Below are 17043 nucleotides of genomic sequence, written 5' to 3'. Positions count from 1 at the left end.
CGATGGAGGCCAACGATAACGCGGAGCGTCTGAAACACTGCGTTGTCTTGACGTTTTTCGCGAGCAAGCTCGCTCCTGCAAGGGCGGGCTTGCGACCTCAGATGCCGGCGCGCAATACGCTGGCCGGCAACGCCTCGCCACGTTCCACACTCGCCGCCACCGCCTCGATCAAGGCCGCCAGCTGGTAACCCTGAGCGGTTAGCCAGTCCTGATCGTAATAGGTGGTCGCATAACGCTCGCCACCGTCACACAGGATGGCGACGATCGAGCCACTCTCCCCGGCCTGTTTCATCTGCTGCGCCGCCATCAGCGCGCCGATCAGGTTGGTACCGCTGGAACCGCCCACCCGCCGCCCCAGGCGCTGCGCCAGGTAATGCATGGCCGCCAGCGACAGGGCATCCGGCACCTTGACCATCGCATCGATCACCTTGGGCAGGAACGACGCCTCGACCCGTGGCCGGCCGATCCCTTCGATGCGCGAACCGCAATCCAGGCGCAGGCTGGCATCACCGCTCTGGTAGTAATCGAAGAACACCGAACGCTCGGCGTCGGCGCACAGCACCCGGGTGCAATGCTGGCGATACCGCACATAACGCCCCAGGGTGGCGGTGGTGCCGCCGGTGCCTGGGCTGGAGATCAGCCATTTGGGCTCCGGGTAACGCTCGAAGCGCAGCTGCTGGAAGAGCGACTCGGCGATGTTGTTGTTCGCCCGCCAGTCGGTGGCGCGCTCGGCGTAGGTGAACTGGTCCATGAAATGCCCGCCGCCCTCCCGGGCCAGGCGCTCCGACTCGGCGTAGATCTGCGTCGGGTCCTGCACCAGGTGGCTCTTGCCGCCGTAGAAGGCGATCTGCGCGATCTTTTCCTGGGACGTGGTGGCCGGCATCACCGCAATGAACGGCAAGCCCAGCAGGCGCGCGAAATAGGCCTCGGAAATCGCCGTCGAACCACTGGACGCCTCGATCACCGGCGCCCCGGGCTTGAGCCAGCCGTTACACAGCGCATAGAGGAACAACGAACGCGCCAGGCGATGCTTGAGGCTGCCGGTGGGATGGCTGGACTCGTCCTTGAAATACAGCTCGATGCCCGGCAGGCCCGGCAGGGGCAAGGGGATCAGGTGGGTGTCGGCGCTGCGCTGGAAGTCGGCTTCGATGATCCGGATGGCCTCGCGGGCCCACTGACGGTTGTCGCTCATGATGTTTTCTCGTTGGCTCGAACGCCACACAGGACGCAGAAAGATGAAGTGCACCCAGCATAGGCGATCCAGGCACAAGGAAAATCGGGCGCTGCAACAGGCAAAAGTCCCCGGCCCGTCGGGCTGGGGCCGGACATGTTAGGAAACATCCCCGGTCTCTCACAGGTACAGTTTTGAATCAATTGGATACACAACTGCTAGGCTGGTTTTCCAGCAGGCCGCTGCCGCGCTGCATATAACAAAAAAGAATATAACTTTTGTTTTAACAACTAACAGTACGGGTTAGGGTGTGCCACCTTTTTAGTTTTCTGATGGAGAGCGACCTTGCCTCTGCGTAGCACTTTCACGCGTTTCTTTCAGTTGGAAGCTGCCAGCGGTCTGTTATTGATTGCCGCTGCCGTGCTTGCCCTGATCATCAACAACTCACCGCTGTCCTGGCTGTACAACGGCCTGCTGGACACTCCCGTGGTCGCCCAGATCGGCGCCCTGAAAATCGCCAAGCCCTTGCTGCTGTGGATCAACGACGGCCTGATGGCCATGTTCTTCCTGCTGATCGGCCTGGAGGTCAAGCGCGAGCTCCTCGACGGCCACCTGTCCAAGCCTTCGCAGATCGTCCTGCCGGGCGCCGCCGCCATCGGCGGCATGGTGGTGCCGGCGCTGATCTACTGGTTCCTCAACAAGGACAACCCGCCGGCGCTCAGCGGCTGGGCGATCCCCATGGCCACCGACATCGCCTTCGCCCTCGGCGTGCTGGCCCTGCTGGGCAAGCGGGTTCCGGTGTCGCTGAAGCTGTTCCTGATGACGCTGGCGATCATCGACGACCTGGGGGCCATCATCGTCATCGCGATTTTCTACTCCGGCGCCCTGTCGACCCTGTCGCTGGTACTCGCGGCTGCCTGCCTGGTGGCGCTGGTGGCGATGAACCGTCTGGGGGTGGTCAAGCTCGGGCCGTACATGATCATCGGCCTGATCCTCTGGGTCTGCGTGCTCAAGAGTGGCGTCCACGCGACCCTGGCCGGCGTGACCCTGGCGTTCTGCATCCCGCTGCGCACCCGCAATGCCGAGCCTTCGCCGCTGCTGAGCCTGGAACATGCGCTGCATCCGTGGGTCGCCTACGGCATCCTGCCGCTGTTCGCCTTCGCCAATGCCGGCCTGTCGCTGCAGGGCATCACCGTGGAAAGCTTCACCCACTATGTGCCCATGGGCATCGCCATCGGCCTGCTGCTGGGCAAGACCGTCGGCGTGTTCGGCCTGACCTGGCTGGCGGTGAAGATGGGGCTGGCCGCCCTTCCCGGCGGCGCCAACTGGGGCCAGGTGCTGGGCGTGGCGATCCTCTGCGGGATCGGCTTCACCATGAGCCTGTTCGTGGGTTCCCTGGCCTTTGTGCCCGGCAGCAGCGAATACGCCGGCATGGACCGCATGGGCATCCTCACCGGCTCGCTCTTCGCCGCCCTGATCGGCTACGCGGTGACGGCCGCGGCCAGCCGCAAGAACCCACAACTGCCGGCATAACCGCCGGCGTTGCCAGGGCTGAAAACACAAAACCCCGACCAGTTGCCTGGCCGGGGTTTTGTTTTGTCGCGGTTAACGCTTAGTGCGCAACACGGCTGGTGCCGTTGACGCTCATGATGCGTACGCGCTCGCCAACGCGGAACACTTCGTTTTGCTCAACTTGTTGTACATAGGCACGCATGCTGCCGTCGTCTTCACGCACGGTGATTTCCACGCCCTGGGTACGGGTCAGGCCTTCCTCGGTGGCGGAACCGATCAGGCCGCCCGCCACCGCACCGATGACCGCCGCCACGATGCTGCCTTTGCCACCGCCGATGGCGCTGCCGCCAACGCCGCCGACCGCTGCGCCAGCGAGGCCACCGATCGGGGTCTTGGTGCCTTCGATTTTCACCGGGCGCAGGGATTCGATGGTGCCCATGCGAACGGTCTGTACGCGACGCGCCTCGTCACGGGAGTAAGAGTCACCGGACAGATTGGATTGGCAACCGGTGAGCAACATGGCCATCGTGGAAAAGGAAGCAACCAGCAAAACAGACTTACGCATAGGATCAACTCCAAAGGACAGATAATCATTAAACTCCGCAGCTTGACGCCTGTCACGGCGTCGCCCGGATAAAATGTGTTCCATTCAGCAGCAGTACAGACTGCTTGTATATAAAAACTCTTCACACGGTAGCGCTTATTTCCCGAGTTGCGCCACCGGCCAAAGGATTTTCCATGGATTACTTCATCATCGTCGTGACCACCGTTGCCGGTCTGTACTTCCATTGGTGGCTGTATGTACGGATCAAGCGCTGGATGGACCGGGACCTGGCGCTGTCGCTGGCCGGCGGGGACGAGAAGAAGAAATCCTTCATGCTGCAACAGCTGGCGAATGCTCATCGCCAGAAAGTAAAACGCCGGGACCTGCCACAGTGGCTAGAAGCCGCCGCGGCCGGTTATCCCGGCGAATGACCTGATTCCTGGTTCAGGGGGCCAGGCGCTCACGCACCCAGTCGGCACCTTGCAGGCGGTAGTTCAAGCGATCGTGCAAACGGCTCGCGCGCCCTTGCCAGAACTCGATGCGCTCCGGTAACAGGCGATAACCACCCCAGTGCTCGGGGCAATGGGGCTGGGTATCGCTGAAGCGCTCCTCGGTGTTCTTGAGCAAGGCTTCCAGCTCCTGGCGATCGGCGATCACCTGGCTCTGCGGCGATGCCCAGGCGCCCAGGCGGCTGCCCAGCGGGCGGACCTGGAAGTAGGCATCGGACTCCTCGGCGGTGACCTTGACCACCCGCCCTTCGATACGCACCTGACGCTCCAGGGCCGGCCAGAAGAAGGTCATGGCGGCAAAAGGCCGTGCGGCCAGTTGCTGCCCCTTGGCGCTGTCGTAGTTGGTGAAAAAGGTGAACCCCTGCGCATCCAGCCCCTTGAGCAGCAGGATGCGGCAATGGGGGCGCCCCTCTTCGTCAACGGTCGCCAGGGTCATGGCATTGGCCTCGACCGGCGGCTGCTCGGTTTTCACCGCCTCCGCGAACCACCGGTGAAACAGCGTGAAGGGCTCGACCGGAGCCTGGGCTTCGGTCAGTCCGTCACGGGTGTAGTCGCGGCGCATGTCCGCCAGTCCCTGGGTCATTGCAGGTTCCTTTTGCCCGATGCCTGATGAATCAGTTCTTCGCCTGTTCGGTCGCTGCCTTGGCTGGAGCCTTGGCAGTGGTGGTTTTCTTGGCGGTTTCTTTCTTCGCCACAGGCTTCTTGGCTGGGGCTTTTTTCGCCGGAGCGGCTTTCTTCGCGGCGACGGCTTTCTTCGAGGAAGCAGCAGGAACGACTGGTTTAACATCCTGCACGGCAACCAGTTCAGCCTCGGATGGAATCGGCTGGTTGTACTTGCTCAGCAGGGCCAGCATGGTGCTGCGCTGGGTGACGATGATTTCCACCCGACGGTTCAGCGCACGCCCTTCGGCGCTGTCGTTGGCCGCACGAGGCATCACCGAACCCATGCCACGCAGCATCAGGCGATCGCGCTTCAGGCCAGTGAGGCTGAAAATCGCGGCGACGGACTGCGCACGGTCACGGCTCAGCTTCTGGTTGGCCGCCGCGGCACCGGTGGTGTCGGCATGGCCCAGTACCAGCACGGAAGTCTTGGCGTCGGTACCCACGGCCTTGGCCACGCGGGTGAACGGGCTCAGGGTGACCGGCAGCAACATGGCCGGGCGATCCGGGTTGAACGAGCCGTCGACCGGGGCGGTCACCACCAGGGTGTTCTCGCGACGCTCCAGTTGCAGGCGGCTGTCCTTGATGGCTTCACGCAGGCGCGGCTCGTAGTCGTCCAGCCAGGCCTGAGTGATTTTTGGATCCGGCATCGGGATGTCTTTAACATCTGCCTTGGTCGGAGACGTGGGCTGCTGATTGAAAGGCCACCACCAGTTGCCGGTCTCGGTCTTGGCGACCTTCGGAGTCGCGGTCGCGGCGTCCGCCTTGGCCTTGGCGTCGGCTACTGGCTCTTTGACTGCGTCTTTGCTCGTGTCCTTGGAAGGGAACGGCCACCACCAGTTGCTGGTCTCGGCCTTGGCGGCCGGAGCAGCGGCGGAAGCGGTTGCGTTTTCGACCTTGGCCGCTGCAGGAGCGGTCGCGGACTTGGCGGTGGATGTGGCGGCGGACTTGGCCGCGGAAACCTCGTTGGCAGCTGCTTTTGCTACCGGTTGCACCGCTTCCTTGCTGGCGGCCTTATCGGAACCGAAAGACCACCAGTGCCCTCCTTCTGCGTCATTTTGTGGAGTTTGTGCACAACCGGTGACAGTGAGGCAAAGAGCCAAGGCTAAAGACTTGTTCGACGACATGGGATATCCACAAAATGAGATCAAAAATTACGGTCTCTACGAACCGTACAAACAGACGCTTTGAAAGTATAAAAGCCACAGGGTTCCTTTCTGATGCCTTTACTCATGTTTAGGCAAAAAAAATCCTGACAGCAACTTTTTTACAGACAATCCGACAGAACCCTCACCAACTTCTGCGCTCTTGGATCCATCAGCACGTATGGCCCCAGGGTATTGGTGACAAAACCGAAGGCCACATCGTACTCAGGATCGGCAAAACCGATGGAGCCACCCGCTCCCGGATGGCCGAAGGCGCGTGGGCCGAGACCGAAGGTCGCGTTGGCCACCTGCGGCTGGTCAAGCATGCAACCCAGGCCGAAACGGGTCTGGGTCAACAGGGTCTTGTCCATGCCGACGCTGTGTTCGCGCGTCAGCTCTTCGAGCATGTCCGCTTCCAGCAGGCTGCCATCGAGCAGGCCGCTGTAGAACCCGGCCAGGCTGCGGGCATTGCCATGGCCATTGGCCGCTGGCTGTTGCATGCGCCGCCATTCCGGCTTGTTGGTACTGGTCATGATCGACGGCGGGTTGGTGAACGCCCGGGTGGTCATGGCCGTGGGTTCGCGCATGGTCACTTGCAGCAGGCGCTGCGCGGCCGCATCGCCGACATTGCCCTTGCCCCGGGCGATGTGCGCCACGCGGTAAAACTCCTCGTCCGCCAGGCCGACATGGAAGTCCAGCCCCAGCGGCCTGGCGACCCGTGCCACGATGGACTCGCCGGGACCGCGCCCGTCAGCCCGACGCAGCAGCTCACCCACCAGCCAGCCGTAGGTAATGGCCGCATAACCATGACCTTCACCCGGTGTCCACCAAGGAGCCTCCGCCGCGAGGGCATCGACCATGGTTTGCCAGTCGTAGAGCGCCTCCGGCGCCAGCAGCTCACGCAAGGCCGGCAGCCCGGCCTGATGGCAGAGCAACTGCCGCAGGGTGATCGCTTCCTTGCCGGCCGCGGCGAACTCAGGCCAATACCGGGCAACTGGCGCGTCCAGCTGCAACTTGCCTTCGGCCACCAGTTGCAGGGCGGTGACCGCAGTAAAGGTCTTGGTGCAGGAAAACAGGTTGGCGATGGTATCGCTGTGCCAGGCCTCGCTGCCGTCCTTGTCGGCGGTGCCGGCCCAGAGGTCGAGCACGGTTTCCCCGCCGATCTGAATGCACAACGCCGCGCCGCGCTCCTGGGGATCATCGAAGAGTGCCGCGAAGGCTTCGCGCACCGCCTCGAATTTAAGCTCGTAATGACCCTGAATCTGCACCCGTGACTCCCCCAGACCATGCTCTACAAAGTGGTGCGCATTGTTCCAGCCCTTGAGGGTTTTGGGAACAGAAGCGAGCCCGGTGGCGATCCACCGGAAGAATTGTTCAGAAAATCGACGGACATTGAACGCAGCGCGGGCTGGCCAGCCCCTACGGGTGACAGCAGAGGCGGACCGGCCCGCGCGAGGGAAGCCGTACCCTAAAGGCCTGGCTCAGCGATCAATGGCCATTCGCCGAATGACCACCCGCATGGCCGCCGCCCTGCCCTGCGCCCTTGCCATCATGGCCCGGCTTGCCACCATCGGCATGACCAGCGGTCTTGTCGGCCTCTGCCTTGGCCTTCCCGGCTTCCTTGCCCAACTGCTCAAGGGCCTGCAGGTTGCTCTTGCGCACGCTGTCGACAAAACCCTGGAATGGCACATCGGTAATGCCCACCAGGCCGAAATGGCCGTTCTCGCCGTCCAGCAGACGGCCGGTGACCGGTTGATCAAGGTACTGGAACCAGTGCACACCGACAATCGACGGCTCGTTCAGCGCCTGCTTGAGGAATTGGGTATAGGCCGGGCCGCGATCCTCCTCCCGCACCAGCTCGGTCACACCCCCCCAGAATGGGCCGCGATCCCGGGAGCCGAAGTTGAACTCGGTGATCAGGACCGGCTTGTCCAGCGTGTTCAGCCGGGCAAAGTCGTAACCGTCCTGTGGCTTGAGGGTGTACATGTTGAAACTCAACACATCGCAATACTGGGCGCAGGACGCCACAGCCTCGGGGGTGCTGATGGCGAAGCGTCCACCCAGCAACAGGTGGTTCGGCGCGTGCCACTTCAGCGAATCGGAAATGGTCTTGAAGTAGGTGTCGGCAAAGACCTTCTGGAAGTATTTGAAGTCGGCTTCGATCTCCGGATGTTCCGGGCTAGGCAAAGGCGGCTCGAACCCCGGGTCTTCCATCAGCTCCCAGGCGGTCAGGTTGATGCCCCAGGCCTTCGACAGGCCCTCCTGGTTACGGTACTTGTCGCGCAGTTGCTTGAGGAACGCACGCTTGGCCGGCACGTCGGTGGTCATGCGCAACGTGCCGTATGCCAGGGCATAACGCGACTTGGGGTCGTCGCCGGGGCCGGCCCAGGCCAGTTCGTTGTCGGCGAAGTAGCCGATCAGCCAGGGATCGTCGCGGTGATCGCGGGCGGCAATGGCCACGGCGCGCTCGGTGGCCATGGCGAAACGCGGATCGAACGGATCGGGCATGCCGCCCCACCAGTCGGTGCCGGTGCTGATGCTTGCATAGTCGCCGACGATCGACAGCGGCAAGGTGTAGGGCACGCGATCGTTCAGGCCCAGCGCCGGCGCGCTCCAGTTGCCGATGGTGTTGAAACCCCAGGCTTGCAGGCGATCCAGGGTGTGGCTGGCCCAGCGTTTCTGGTCCAGGGCTGCGGCAGGGCAAGCTGGCGCGGCTGGCGGCTCGGTGCCCGGCCCGGCCTGTGCCTCCTGGGCGTCGGCCTTGGCGGCATCTGCCACACCGGCCTTGGTTTCGCTGCCCGGGGTGCAAGGCACACCGTAGGTGCGTTGCAGGTTGGCGCCATAGAAGTCGTACCAGCGACCGGCGTTGTAGGCACGGCCCTGGTCGGCGCCATTGCCGCCGCGGTTGTCGCCTTCGCCGTAATAACCGGCCAGCGGCTCGCCGACGTTGGGCAGTGTCGCGAACATCCACTCACGACCGGCAACGTAGGTCTGGCTATTGTCCGCCGCGACCGCATTGACCCCCAGGGAATAGAACGGATGCCCCTGGGGCGTCACCAGATACCAGCGGCCATCGCGCTTCTCGGTACGGAAGAAACCACTGGCCTTGAAGGCCGGTCCGTTGCTCCAGCCACCGAAGGTGTCCAGGGAGGCGCGCTCACGTTCGGCCAGCCAGGTTTTCAGTTGCTGTTGCTCCTTGCTCGCGGCGGCCTTGAGCTGCTCGTCGCTGGCGATCTTTTCCGGCCACTTGGCCCGGGTCGACTGGCCATAGGCATCCACCAGACCACCGTAGGCCGCCTTGGCCACCGCCTCGCCGTCCTGCACGCCGAAACGTTCGAGCAGGATGCTCTGGGCGACTTTCGGTTGATCCATGGACAAGGTCACCGAGACCACCTGGCTGCGGTCCAGCTCGCCTTCGCTGCTGGCCAGCAGTACGCGCTGGCCTTCGAAGGTCATCGGCATCGGCGGACCGGCCTTCATGCCCTGGCTCAGCGGCGAACTGGCAACCAGCGGCACCAGCAGGGTCTGCGCCGGGCCGGCCGGCAGGTCGATGCGACTGACCAGGGTCTTGCCGTCATTGCTCTGGATCTTCACGTACAGGGTCAGGGCCCAATTCATCGCGCTCTGGATCCGCAGGCTCATGACCCCGGACTGCGACCAGTCCCAGGCACCGGTCTGCGGGGTCAGGCGCAGGCTGGGTTGAATCGCCGGATTGAAGGTCACCCGGCGCAGCACTTCACCCTCGGCTGTCTGCTCCGCGTTGGCTTGCGGCAGGCTGGTATCCACTGTCGCCACCTGCACCACATCGGCAGGCCGGACAAAGTTGAACAGCGTCTGTTGCCCCGCGGGCGCGGCGAGCAGCGGCGTGGCGAACAGCAGAGCAAAGACAGCGGGTAACGAACGGCGAATCATAGGGACCTGGTGCTCCTTAACGGCCGATGAGCGGCCTGTGTGCAATCAGAGGGATATGCAATAGACAACGCGACCGGCCCACAGGCCGGCCGCGCTCAGGAAATTTCCCGGCGGAACGGCGGCAACGCATTGAGAATAGCCTTGCCATAACGCTGGGTGACCAGGCGCCGGTCCAGCAGGGTGATGGTGCCGCGGTCCTGTTCGGTACGCAGCAGGCGACCGCAGGCCTGGACCAGCTTGAGCGAGGCGTCCGGCACCGAGATCTCCATGAACGGATTGCCGCCCCTGGCTTCGATCCACTCGGCCAGCGCGGCCTCCACCGGATCGTCCGGCACCGAGAACGGGATCTTGGCGATCACCACGTGCTCGCAGTAAGCGCCGGGCAGGTCCACACCCTCGGCAAAGCTGGCCAGGCCGAACAGCACGCTGGAATCGCCGCCATCGACCCGCGCCTTGTGCTTGTTCAAAGTTTCCTGTTTCGACAGGTTGCCTTGAATGAACACCTGCTTGCGCCAGTCGCGGTCGAGGCCGTCGAACACGTCTTGCATCTGCTTGCGCGACGAGAACAGCACCAGGGTGCCCCGCGAGCCTTCCACCAGCTCCGGCAGGTCGCGAATGATCGCCGCGGTGTGGGCCGGCGCATCCCGTGGGTCGGCGCGCAGGTCGGGGACGCGCAGCACCCCGGCGTCGGCGTGATGGAACGGGCTGGGCACCACCGCCGTCACGGCCTTTTTCGGCAGCCCGGCACGCATGCGGAAACGATCGAAGGAGCCCAGGGCAGTCAGGGTGGCGGAGGTCACGAGCGCGCCATAGGCCACGTTCCACAGGTTGCGACGGAGCATTTCCGCGGCGAGGATCGGGCTGGCGTTGACCTCGATGTCGAACAGCGAGCCGCTTTCCGCCAGGGTCAGCCAGCGTGCCATCGGCGGATTGTCTTCCGGGTCTTCGGTGGTGAAGGCGGTCCACAGCTCCCAGTTGCCCGAAGCGCGGGACAGCAGGCTGCCGAACAGCGGGTACCACTCTTCGGCCTGGTTGCTGGCGATGCCGATATTGACCTCGCCATCCATGCCTTCCTTGAGCAGGTCGGTCAGGCGGGTGAACAGGTCGGTCAGGCGCGAGAAGCCTTTTTTCAGCTCGATGCCCATTTCGCGCATATGGTCGGGGATCAGCCCGCCGACAAAACGATGGCGCGGCCGCTCGCGGCCTTCCATGTCTTCGCCGGTCTTGAAGTCGGCCAGTTGTTCGCAGGCGGTGAACATGAACTGCTGCTGGGTCTTGATCTCCCGCGCCAGCTCAGGCACCTGTTCGATCAGCTTGCCCAGGTCGCCCGGCAACGGGTGCTGGGCCAGCAGTTTGGTGAGGTTCTTGGCGGTCTGCTCCAGCCAGTCGGCGGTGGAGCGCAGGCGAGTGTAATGGGCGAAGTGGCCAATGGCCTTGTCCGGCAGGTGGTGGCCTTCGTCGAACACATAGAGGGTGTCGCGCGGGTCCGGCAACACCGCGCCGCCGCCCAGGGCCAGGTCGGCCAGGACCATGTCGTGGTTGGTAACGATCACGTCGACCTTGCCCATGCCTTCGCGGGCCTTGTAGAAGGCGCACTGGCCGAAGTTCGGGCAATGGCGGTTGGTGCACTGGCTGTGATCGGTGGTCAGGCGCGCCCAGTCAGAGTCCTCCAGGGCGGTGGGCCAGCTGTCGCGGTCACCGTCCCATTTATTGCCGGCGAGCTTCTCGATCATGCTGGTGAACAGCTTCTGACTGGCCTCGTCGACCTCGATCTTGAAGCCCTCCTCTTCGAACAGCTGGGCGGTGGCGGTTTGCGCGTGGCCTTCCTGCAACAGCATGTCGAGCTTGGACAGGCACATGTAGCGGCCACGGCCCTTGGCCAGGGAGAAGGTGAAGTTCAGCCCGCTGTTGCGCATCAGGTCGGGCAGGTCCTTGTAGACGATCTGCTCCTGCAGGGCGACGGTGGCGGTGGCGATCACCAGGCGCTTGCCGGCGGCCTTGGCGGTCGGGATCGCGGCCAGGCTGTAGGCCACGGTCTTGCCGGTACCGGTGCCGGCTTCCACAGCCACCACGGCCGGGTCGCCGGAGCGCCGGCCTTCGTCATCGGTGTCGACATCGCCCAGGACCTTGGCCACTTCGGCGATCATCAGGCGCTGGCCGTAACGCGGTTTCAGGCTCTTGGCTTCGAGAAAACGCGAGTAGGCGCCCTGGATCGTGGTTTTGAGTTCGTTGCTGATCATGGTTCTTCGGGCGCGAGAAACGCTGGATAAATTTTCAGTGGTTCGGATCGGCCGCTATCATACCCCGCTAATTCATCCCGCGCAGAACGGAGTACCCGAATGACAGCCTTTGCCCTTGCCTACACCCTGCATGTCCTGGCCGCCTTGGTCTGGGTCGGCGGCATGTTTTTCGCCTGGATGGTGCTGCGCCCCGCGGCGGTGGTGGCCCTTGAGGGGCCGGCGCGGTTGAAGCTGTGGGCAGAAGTGTTCCCACGGTTTTTCGTCTGGGTCTGGGTCGCGGTGGTGCTGTTGCCGATCAGCGGCGTCGGCCTGATCCACCTGCGTTTCAGCGGCTTCGAGACCGCACCGCGTTATGTGCAGGTGATGATGGGCCTGTATGTGGTGATGACCGCGCTGTTTATCCGGATCCAGTCGTTGCAGCTGCCAGCGCTGCGTCAGGCGGTGGCGGCCGAGGACTGGCCGACGGGGGCCACGACCTTGGGCAATATTCGGAAATTGGTGGGGATCAATCTGATCATCGGCCTGTTGCTGGTGGCGGTGGCGGCGGCCCGGCCGATGTTCTAAAAGCGGGTACCGGAAAAAGCATCGCGGGCAAGCCTCGCGCCTACAGACAGCACAATCGTGTAGGAGCGAGGCTTGCCCGCGATAGCGTCAGAGTCAGCAGCACCTGTTCGAAGGCCGCCTACAGGCGTTGCACGGTTACCGAACCCGCGGGGCCTGCCGGCCCTGCATGGCCTTCGGCACCAGGACGGCCGCTCTTGCCACCGTCGGCGCGATAGACGAAGCAGCCTTTGGACTTGCCACCGGCCCCGGGTTTGCCGCCCGCACCGGCCACACCGCCGGCCCCACCATCGACTAAGACCTTGATCTGCTCCGCCGGATAATCCCGCGGCAGTTCGACCCGCACCTGGGCACCCCCCGCCCCCGGCTGGCCATCACCGCCGTTGTCACCATCGGCGCCACGCCCGGCCTGACCCCAGGTGCAGCCCGGCTCCTCGCCGTTGGCACCATCGAGGCCGACATAACCCGGCGCGCCGGTGCCACCGCGCGCATCCACCGAAAGCTCCCCGGCCTGCAGCGAGGTAATGCGCAGCGTCAGGTTACGTCCGGGCTTGGCCGCCTTCTCATAGGTCCCCGGAGCCCCGCGGGAGGTGATCTGGCTGCCGGCCTCCAGATCGGCATGGTCGACGTCCAGTTGCAGGCTTTGTTCAGCTGGAACGATAGCGATCCGCGCTTCGCGCCCCAGGCGCAACTCGCCGACCTTGACCTCGGTGACCGTGGACGGAATCAGCAAGGTGCCGTAGTCGGCCACCTCCAGGCGTTCCAGTCGCAGGCTGCTGGTGGTGTTGGGCAGGCGCATCAGGGAGTGGGTCTCGACTGTCACCACCTGGGCCAAAACCTGCGGGCTGCACAGTACCGCGAGCAGGCAGAGCTTACGCATGGCCGGCCTCCGCGGGCTTCGCCGCCTTGAAGGTCTGCAGGTGGAAAATGCCGGTCAGGAGAATCTGCAGGCGATCTCGCCAAGGGTGGGCACGGCCTTTGAGGCTGCCGTTGAACAGCAGCAACTCCATCAGATGAGTCAGCAGCAACAGGCTGCCTGCCAGATTGAGCAACAGATGAATCGGATTGATCAGCGGGCTGACCAGATTAAATAGCACCAGCAACCAGAACAGCAGCGTCAACAGCTTGCCCAGCCCCCAAAACACCTTCATATGCCCCCCTTTGCGAGTTTTTCTTTGCGCGCACAGTAACGACTTCGGCGAGGCATAAGCCAGAGGGCGGCGAAAATTCTCCCGCCGCCGCCTGCCAAGCCGCCCTGGCGCCTGGTGATCAACGCTGAATATGCAGCTCCACCCGACGGTTCTGCGCCCGCCCTTCTTCGGTGGCGTTGTCGGCGACCGGCTCGCTCTCACCCTTGCCCTGGCTGGTCAGTTTGTCCGGTGCCAGGCCCTGGCTCAGGAGGAATGCGACGACGCTGCTGGCGCGGCGTTCGGAGAGTTTCTGGTTGTATTCATCCGTCCCCTGGCTGTCGGTGTGACCGATGACCTTGATGCTCTGCACGTCAGCACCCTGCAGCTTGGCCAGCAGCCCCAGCAGCTGGTTTTGGGCTTCGGGGGTCAGCTGCGCCGAGTCGAAGGCAAACAGCACATCGCCCTGATCGCTGAGGGTGATCACCTCGGATTGCGCCGCCGGCTCGGCTGCCGGTGCGGCCGGGTATTGCGGCAGCGGGCAGCCGCGGTTGTCGACCGGGGTATTGGCCGGGGTATCCGGGCAACGGTCACGGCGGTCGAACACGCCGTCATCGTCCTTGTCACCATCCTGGGCGTAGCAGATCAAGCCGCCGGTCACCAGGCCGAGTGCCGCGCCACCCGCGGCCCAGCCACCGCTTTCAATGGCGCCCAGGCCGCCGCCCACCAGGCCGCCGAGCAGGCTGCAGACCGGCCACGTACGCTGGTTGAGGGGGGCAGTGCCGTCGCTGTGGGTAGCACAGCCTGTGAGCAGGCTGCCGAGCAGTAGAACCGGCAAGGCGGCTCGCGAGAGAAGACTCATCATGAATGCTCCTGTGTCACCGGCCCATACCGGTCACACAGGAGTAAAGACCCGCATGGGCGGCTGCACAAGCCGCCCATGCCAGGCAATCACGCCGGGCAATCAGCGGTTGATTTTGATTTCCGTGCGACGGTTCATCGCCCGGCCATCGGCGGTCTTGTTATCCGCGACCGGTTGGCTTTCTCCAGCACCGACGACCGAAACGAAACTGCTGCGGGGTACGCCCGCGCTGATCAGGTACTCGGTCACCGAGCGCGCGCGCTTTTCCGAGAGGCGCTGGTTGTAGGCATCGCTGCCCACGCTGTCGGTGTGCCCGGTCACCCGCAGTTGCGCACTTGGCGCTTCCTGCTTCAGGCGCGTGGCGATGGTGTCGAGCTTGGCCTTGTCGGCAGCGGTCAGCCTGGCCGAATCGAATTCGAAGTGCACATCACGGATAACAATGGTCTCTTCCTTGACCACCACCGCTTCCTCGACCACCGCCACAGGCTCTGGCGGGCAACCGTTGGCGTCCACCTGCACGCCTTTAGGCGTGCCTGGGCACTTGTCGCGACTGTCCGGCACGCCATCGCCGTCTTCGTCGCCATCACCGTGCACCCAGCAATAACCGGCCGCGACACCGGCCCCCAGCAAGGCGCCGTAGCCTGCCCAGGACGAGCTTTCAATCGCGCCCAACGCGGCCCCACCGACGCCCCCGACAGCGGCGCAGGTCGGCCAATCGGTTTTCTGCAAACCTGCGCAACCAGTCAACACACTGGTTAGCAGAACCAAGGGTAATGCTGTCCGAACTATGCTCATCTAGTTATCTCCTGAGGGAATCGGCTTGGAACCGATTGGGGGAGTAAAGACCTGGCTTTAAATCTCCGCCAGCATCAGGCCGGCGGGCTTTGCCCCTGGATTTGCCCCGGATCGGCTGTCATTTCAGACAAAACGGCTCTAGGCCCGCGGATCCAGGCAGGCTAGTCTTTGCCACTCAAAGAGTGAGGAACTTCGATGACCGCAGGTATTTCTTCGCGCACGCCCCAGCAGGCCCTGGCCGCCCTGCTCGATCGCTACGCCCCGCAACAGCTGCTGCTGATCGGTGCCAGCGGATTTCCGGCCCTGGAGGCGTTTCGCCAGGCACACCCCGAAACCGTCATTGCCCAGACAGCACCCGGCCCCTTGCCGGCGGAACTGGCGGCGCGCCGTTTCGACCTGGCGCTGGCGGTCGATTGCCTGGAGCATCTGCCCAAGCGCGACGGCCTGAACCTGCTCGGCGGGATCCGCAACCTCAACGCCAGCCGCATCGCGGTCTTGGCCGACCTGAACGCCTGCGGCTGGCAGGAGACCGACTTTTTCTCCCTGGCCCTGCAGGCCAGCGAACGTTTCCAGCGCGACGAACAGGTCCTGACCCTGTTCACCTACGATCTGCTTGAATACAAACAAGTGCCCGACTGGCTCAATTCCAGGTTCTGGGCGAATCCGGAAAACTTCGGAAAGTACTGGTGGTAATGCAATGAGTACCTCTATTTGTCCCTGCGGCAGCGGCAACCTGCTGGATGCCTGCTGCGGCCACTACCACGCCGGCCACCCCGCGCCCTGCGCCGAGGCCCTGATGCGCTCGCGCTACAGCGCCTACGTGCTGGGCCTGGTGGATTATCTGGTGGCCACCACGCTGCCGGCGCAACAGGGCGGCCTGGATCGCCAGTCCATCGGCGACTGGAGCGCGCAAAGCACCTGGCTGGGCCTGGAAGTCGAAAGCTCGGAAGTCTTCGGCGGCCAGCCGGAACACGCCTTCGTCACTTTCACCGCGCGCTGGCACGACAGCCACGGCGAACACAGCCATCGCGAACGCTCATCCTTCGTGCAGAACAGCGGGCACTGGTATTTCATCGACCCGACCGTGCAACTCAAGGCCGGCCGCAACGACGCCTGCCCCTGCGCCAGCGGGCAGAAATTCAAGAAGTGCTGCGCCGGCTACTTCACCAGCTGAATACCCGCCCCTGAGCCTGTCCTCGCGTGCGCTCCATGGTTGCTAGACTGGGAGTTCAAACGGAGTAACGCCATGGTCGTTCAGCTGCGCGCACTACGGACCCTCGGACTGCTCACGGTGCTGGTGCTTTCGGGCTGCGCCTCGTGGTTCGTCGACGACACCCTCGACCCGCAGGTGCACCTGGTCAAGGTCGAGGTGATCAAGGCGAATTTGCTGGAGCAGCGCCTGCTCCTGCACTTTCGGGTCGACAACCCCAACGATGCCGACCTGACCGTCCGCGCCCTGGAATACCGGGTTCATCTCGGCGACGTGTTGCTGGCGGAGGGTGAGCATGAACACTGGTTCACCATCGGCCCCAAACACAGCGCCTACTTCCAGGTCCCCGTGCGCACCAACCTGTGGCCGCAGATTCGCCAGGTGGTGAAATGGCTGAAGGAACCGCAGCAACCGATCCCCTATCGTCTGGACGGTTTGCTGGAAACCGGATTATTCATCGGCCATGACGTGCACCTGACGCGCAAAGGCGAGATAATTCCCGCCGATTTTATTCCGGAGCAACCTCGATGACCCAGCAACCCCATGTCCATGGCCCTGACTGCAACCACGATCATGACCACCACGATCACGACCACGGCCATGTTCACGGTCCGCACTGCAACCACGCTCACCAGGAGCCAGTGCGCAACGCCTTGAAAGATGTCGGCCGCAATGACCCTTGCCCATGTGGCAGCAGCAAGAAATTCAAGAAGTGCCACGGCGCCTGATGGCGTAACGCCCGGCCTTTATCTTCGGTAGGAGCGAAGCTTGCTCGCGATGCAGGCGCCTCGGACC

The 17043-nt window shown here is 63.8% G+C and carries 18 protein-coding genes; 7 read left to right on the top strand and 11 right to left on the bottom strand.

Annotated elements, in window-relative coordinates:
• Window positions 1-97 precede the first annotated feature (97 nt).
• Window positions 98-1195 (bottom strand): PLP-dependent cysteine synthase family protein, encoded by a 1098-nt coding sequence (locus PMI20_RS09770; RefSeq protein WP_177323782.1) that lies wholly within the window; start codon window positions 1193-1195, stop codon window positions 98-100.
• A gap of 321 nt (window positions 1196-1516) precedes the next feature.
• Here PMI20_RS09770 and nhaA point away from each other — a divergent pair, with 321 nt between their 5' ends.
• Window positions 1517-2704: a Na+/H+ antiporter NhaA gene (gene nhaA, locus PMI20_RS09765; RefSeq protein WP_007923356.1), complete on the top strand. Its 1188-nt coding sequence runs from the start codon at window positions 1517-1519 to the stop codon at window positions 2702-2704.
• A 79-nt stretch (window positions 2705-2783) separates the two neighbouring features.
• Here nhaA and PMI20_RS09760 read toward each other — a convergent pair whose 3' ends face one another.
• Window positions 2784-3248, bottom strand: a complete 465-nt coding sequence (locus PMI20_RS09760; protein ID WP_007923357.1) for an outer membrane lipoprotein — start codon at window positions 3246-3248, stop codon at window positions 2784-2786.
• A 173-nt stretch (window positions 3249-3421) separates the two neighbouring features.
• Between PMI20_RS09760 and PMI20_RS09755 the strand changes: the two genes are divergently transcribed.
• Window positions 3422-3658: a hypothetical protein gene (locus PMI20_RS09755; RefSeq protein ID WP_009047374.1), complete on the top strand. Its 237-nt coding sequence runs from the start codon at window positions 3422-3424 to the stop codon at window positions 3656-3658.
• A 13-nt stretch (window positions 3659-3671) separates the two neighbouring features.
• On the opposite strand, the gene pdxH is transcribed toward PMI20_RS09755, so the two are convergent.
• The 5 genes from pdxH to dinG all read right to left on the bottom strand — a co-directional run bounded on the left by pdxH (window position 3672) and on the right by dinG (window position 11693).
• Window positions 3672-4319, bottom strand: a complete 648-nt coding sequence (pdxH, locus tag PMI20_RS09750; RefSeq protein ID WP_007923081.1) for a pyridoxamine 5'-phosphate oxidase — start codon at window positions 4317-4319, stop codon at window positions 3672-3674.
• A 31-nt stretch (window positions 4320-4350) separates the two neighbouring features.
• Window positions 4351-5523 carry an OmpA family protein gene (locus tag PMI20_RS09745; protein WP_007923079.1) on the bottom strand — a complete coding sequence of 391 codons (1173 nt, stop codon included), beginning with the start codon at window positions 5521-5523 and terminating at the stop codon, window positions 4351-4353.
• A gap of 140 nt (window positions 5524-5663) precedes the next feature.
• Complete coding sequence (locus PMI20_RS09740) at window positions 5664-6809, bottom strand: EstA family serine hydrolase (protein ID WP_007923077.1); 1146 nt, start codon at window positions 6807-6809, stop codon at window positions 5664-5666.
• A gap of 220 nt (window positions 6810-7029) precedes the next feature.
• Window positions 7030-9453 (bottom strand): beta-galactosidase, encoded by a 2424-nt coding sequence (locus PMI20_RS09735; protein WP_007923075.1) that lies wholly within the window; start codon window positions 9451-9453, stop codon window positions 7030-7032.
• A gap of 95 nt (window positions 9454-9548) precedes the next feature.
• A complete protein-coding gene (gene dinG, locus PMI20_RS09730; protein WP_007923064.1) occupies window positions 9549-11693 on the bottom strand; it encodes an ATP-dependent DNA helicase DinG in 2145 nt (714 codons plus the stop codon).
• A 99-nt stretch (window positions 11694-11792) separates the two neighbouring features.
• Here dinG and PMI20_RS09725 point away from each other — a divergent pair, with 99 nt between their 5' ends.
• Entirely contained in the window at window positions 11793-12257 is a 465-nt protein-coding gene (locus PMI20_RS09725) for a CopD family protein (protein WP_007923061.1), read from the top strand.
• Between the two features lie 118 nt (window positions 12258-12375).
• On the opposite strand, the gene PMI20_RS09720 is transcribed toward PMI20_RS09725, so the two are convergent.
• From PMI20_RS09720 to PMI20_RS09705, 4 genes are all read right to left on the bottom strand, one after another.
• Window positions 12376-13134, bottom strand: a complete 759-nt coding sequence (locus tag PMI20_RS09720) for a hypothetical protein (protein WP_007923059.1) — start codon at window positions 13132-13134, stop codon at window positions 12376-12378.
• Window positions 13127-13405, bottom strand: coding sequence for a DUF1145 domain-containing protein (locus tag PMI20_RS09715; protein ID WP_007923058.1), 279 nt, complete (start codon window positions 13403-13405; stop codon window positions 13127-13129). The genes PMI20_RS09720 and PMI20_RS09715 overlap by 8 nt, the downstream gene beginning before the upstream one ends.
• A 118-nt stretch (window positions 13406-13523) precedes the next feature.
• A complete protein-coding gene (locus PMI20_RS09710; RefSeq protein ID WP_037034042.1) occupies window positions 13524-14243 on the bottom strand; it encodes a PA1041 family peptidoglycan-binding anchor lipoprotein in 720 nt (239 codons plus the stop codon).
• Window positions 14244-14345: 102 nt separating this feature from the next.
• Complete coding sequence (locus tag PMI20_RS09705) at window positions 14346-15038, bottom strand: PA1041 family peptidoglycan-binding anchor lipoprotein (protein ID WP_007923054.1); 693 nt, start codon at window positions 15036-15038, stop codon at window positions 14346-14348.
• 195 nt (window positions 15039-15233) lie between these two features.
• On the opposite strand from PMI20_RS09705, the gene PMI20_RS09700 reads away from it, so the two are divergent.
• The 4 genes from PMI20_RS09700 to PMI20_RS09685 all read left to right on the top strand — a co-directional run bounded on the left by PMI20_RS09700 (window position 15234) and on the right by PMI20_RS09685 (window position 16976).
• Window positions 15234-15731 carry a DUF6231 family protein gene (locus PMI20_RS09700; RefSeq protein ID WP_007923053.1) on the top strand — a complete coding sequence of 166 codons (498 nt, stop codon included), beginning with the start codon at window positions 15234-15236 and terminating at the stop codon, window positions 15729-15731.
• Window positions 15732-15735: 4 nt separating this feature from the next.
• Complete coding sequence (locus PMI20_RS09695) at window positions 15736-16212, top strand: YchJ family protein (protein ID WP_007923051.1); 477 nt, start codon at window positions 15736-15738, stop codon at window positions 16210-16212.
• A 72-nt stretch (window positions 16213-16284) separates the two neighbouring features.
• On the top strand, window positions 16285-16779 hold the full coding sequence (locus PMI20_RS09690) for an LEA/WHy family protein (protein ID WP_007923049.1): 495 nt from the start codon (window positions 16285-16287) through the stop codon (window positions 16777-16779).
• Window positions 16776-16976 (top strand): SEC-C metal-binding domain-containing protein, encoded by a 201-nt coding sequence (locus PMI20_RS09685; protein ID WP_007923047.1) that lies wholly within the window; start codon window positions 16776-16778, stop codon window positions 16974-16976. The genes PMI20_RS09690 and PMI20_RS09685 overlap by 4 nt, the downstream gene beginning before the upstream one ends.
• The last annotated feature ends 67 nt before the right edge of the window (window positions 16977-17043 follow it).

The organism is Pseudomonas sp. GM17 (assembly GCF_000282175.2).
GTDB classification, from domain to species: domain Bacteria; phylum Pseudomonadota; class Gammaproteobacteria; order Pseudomonadales; family Pseudomonadaceae; genus Aquipseudomonas; species Aquipseudomonas chlororaphis.
The sequence above is the reverse complement of the archived record's forward strand: the minus strand, read 5'-3'. Positions and strand labels throughout refer to the sequence as shown.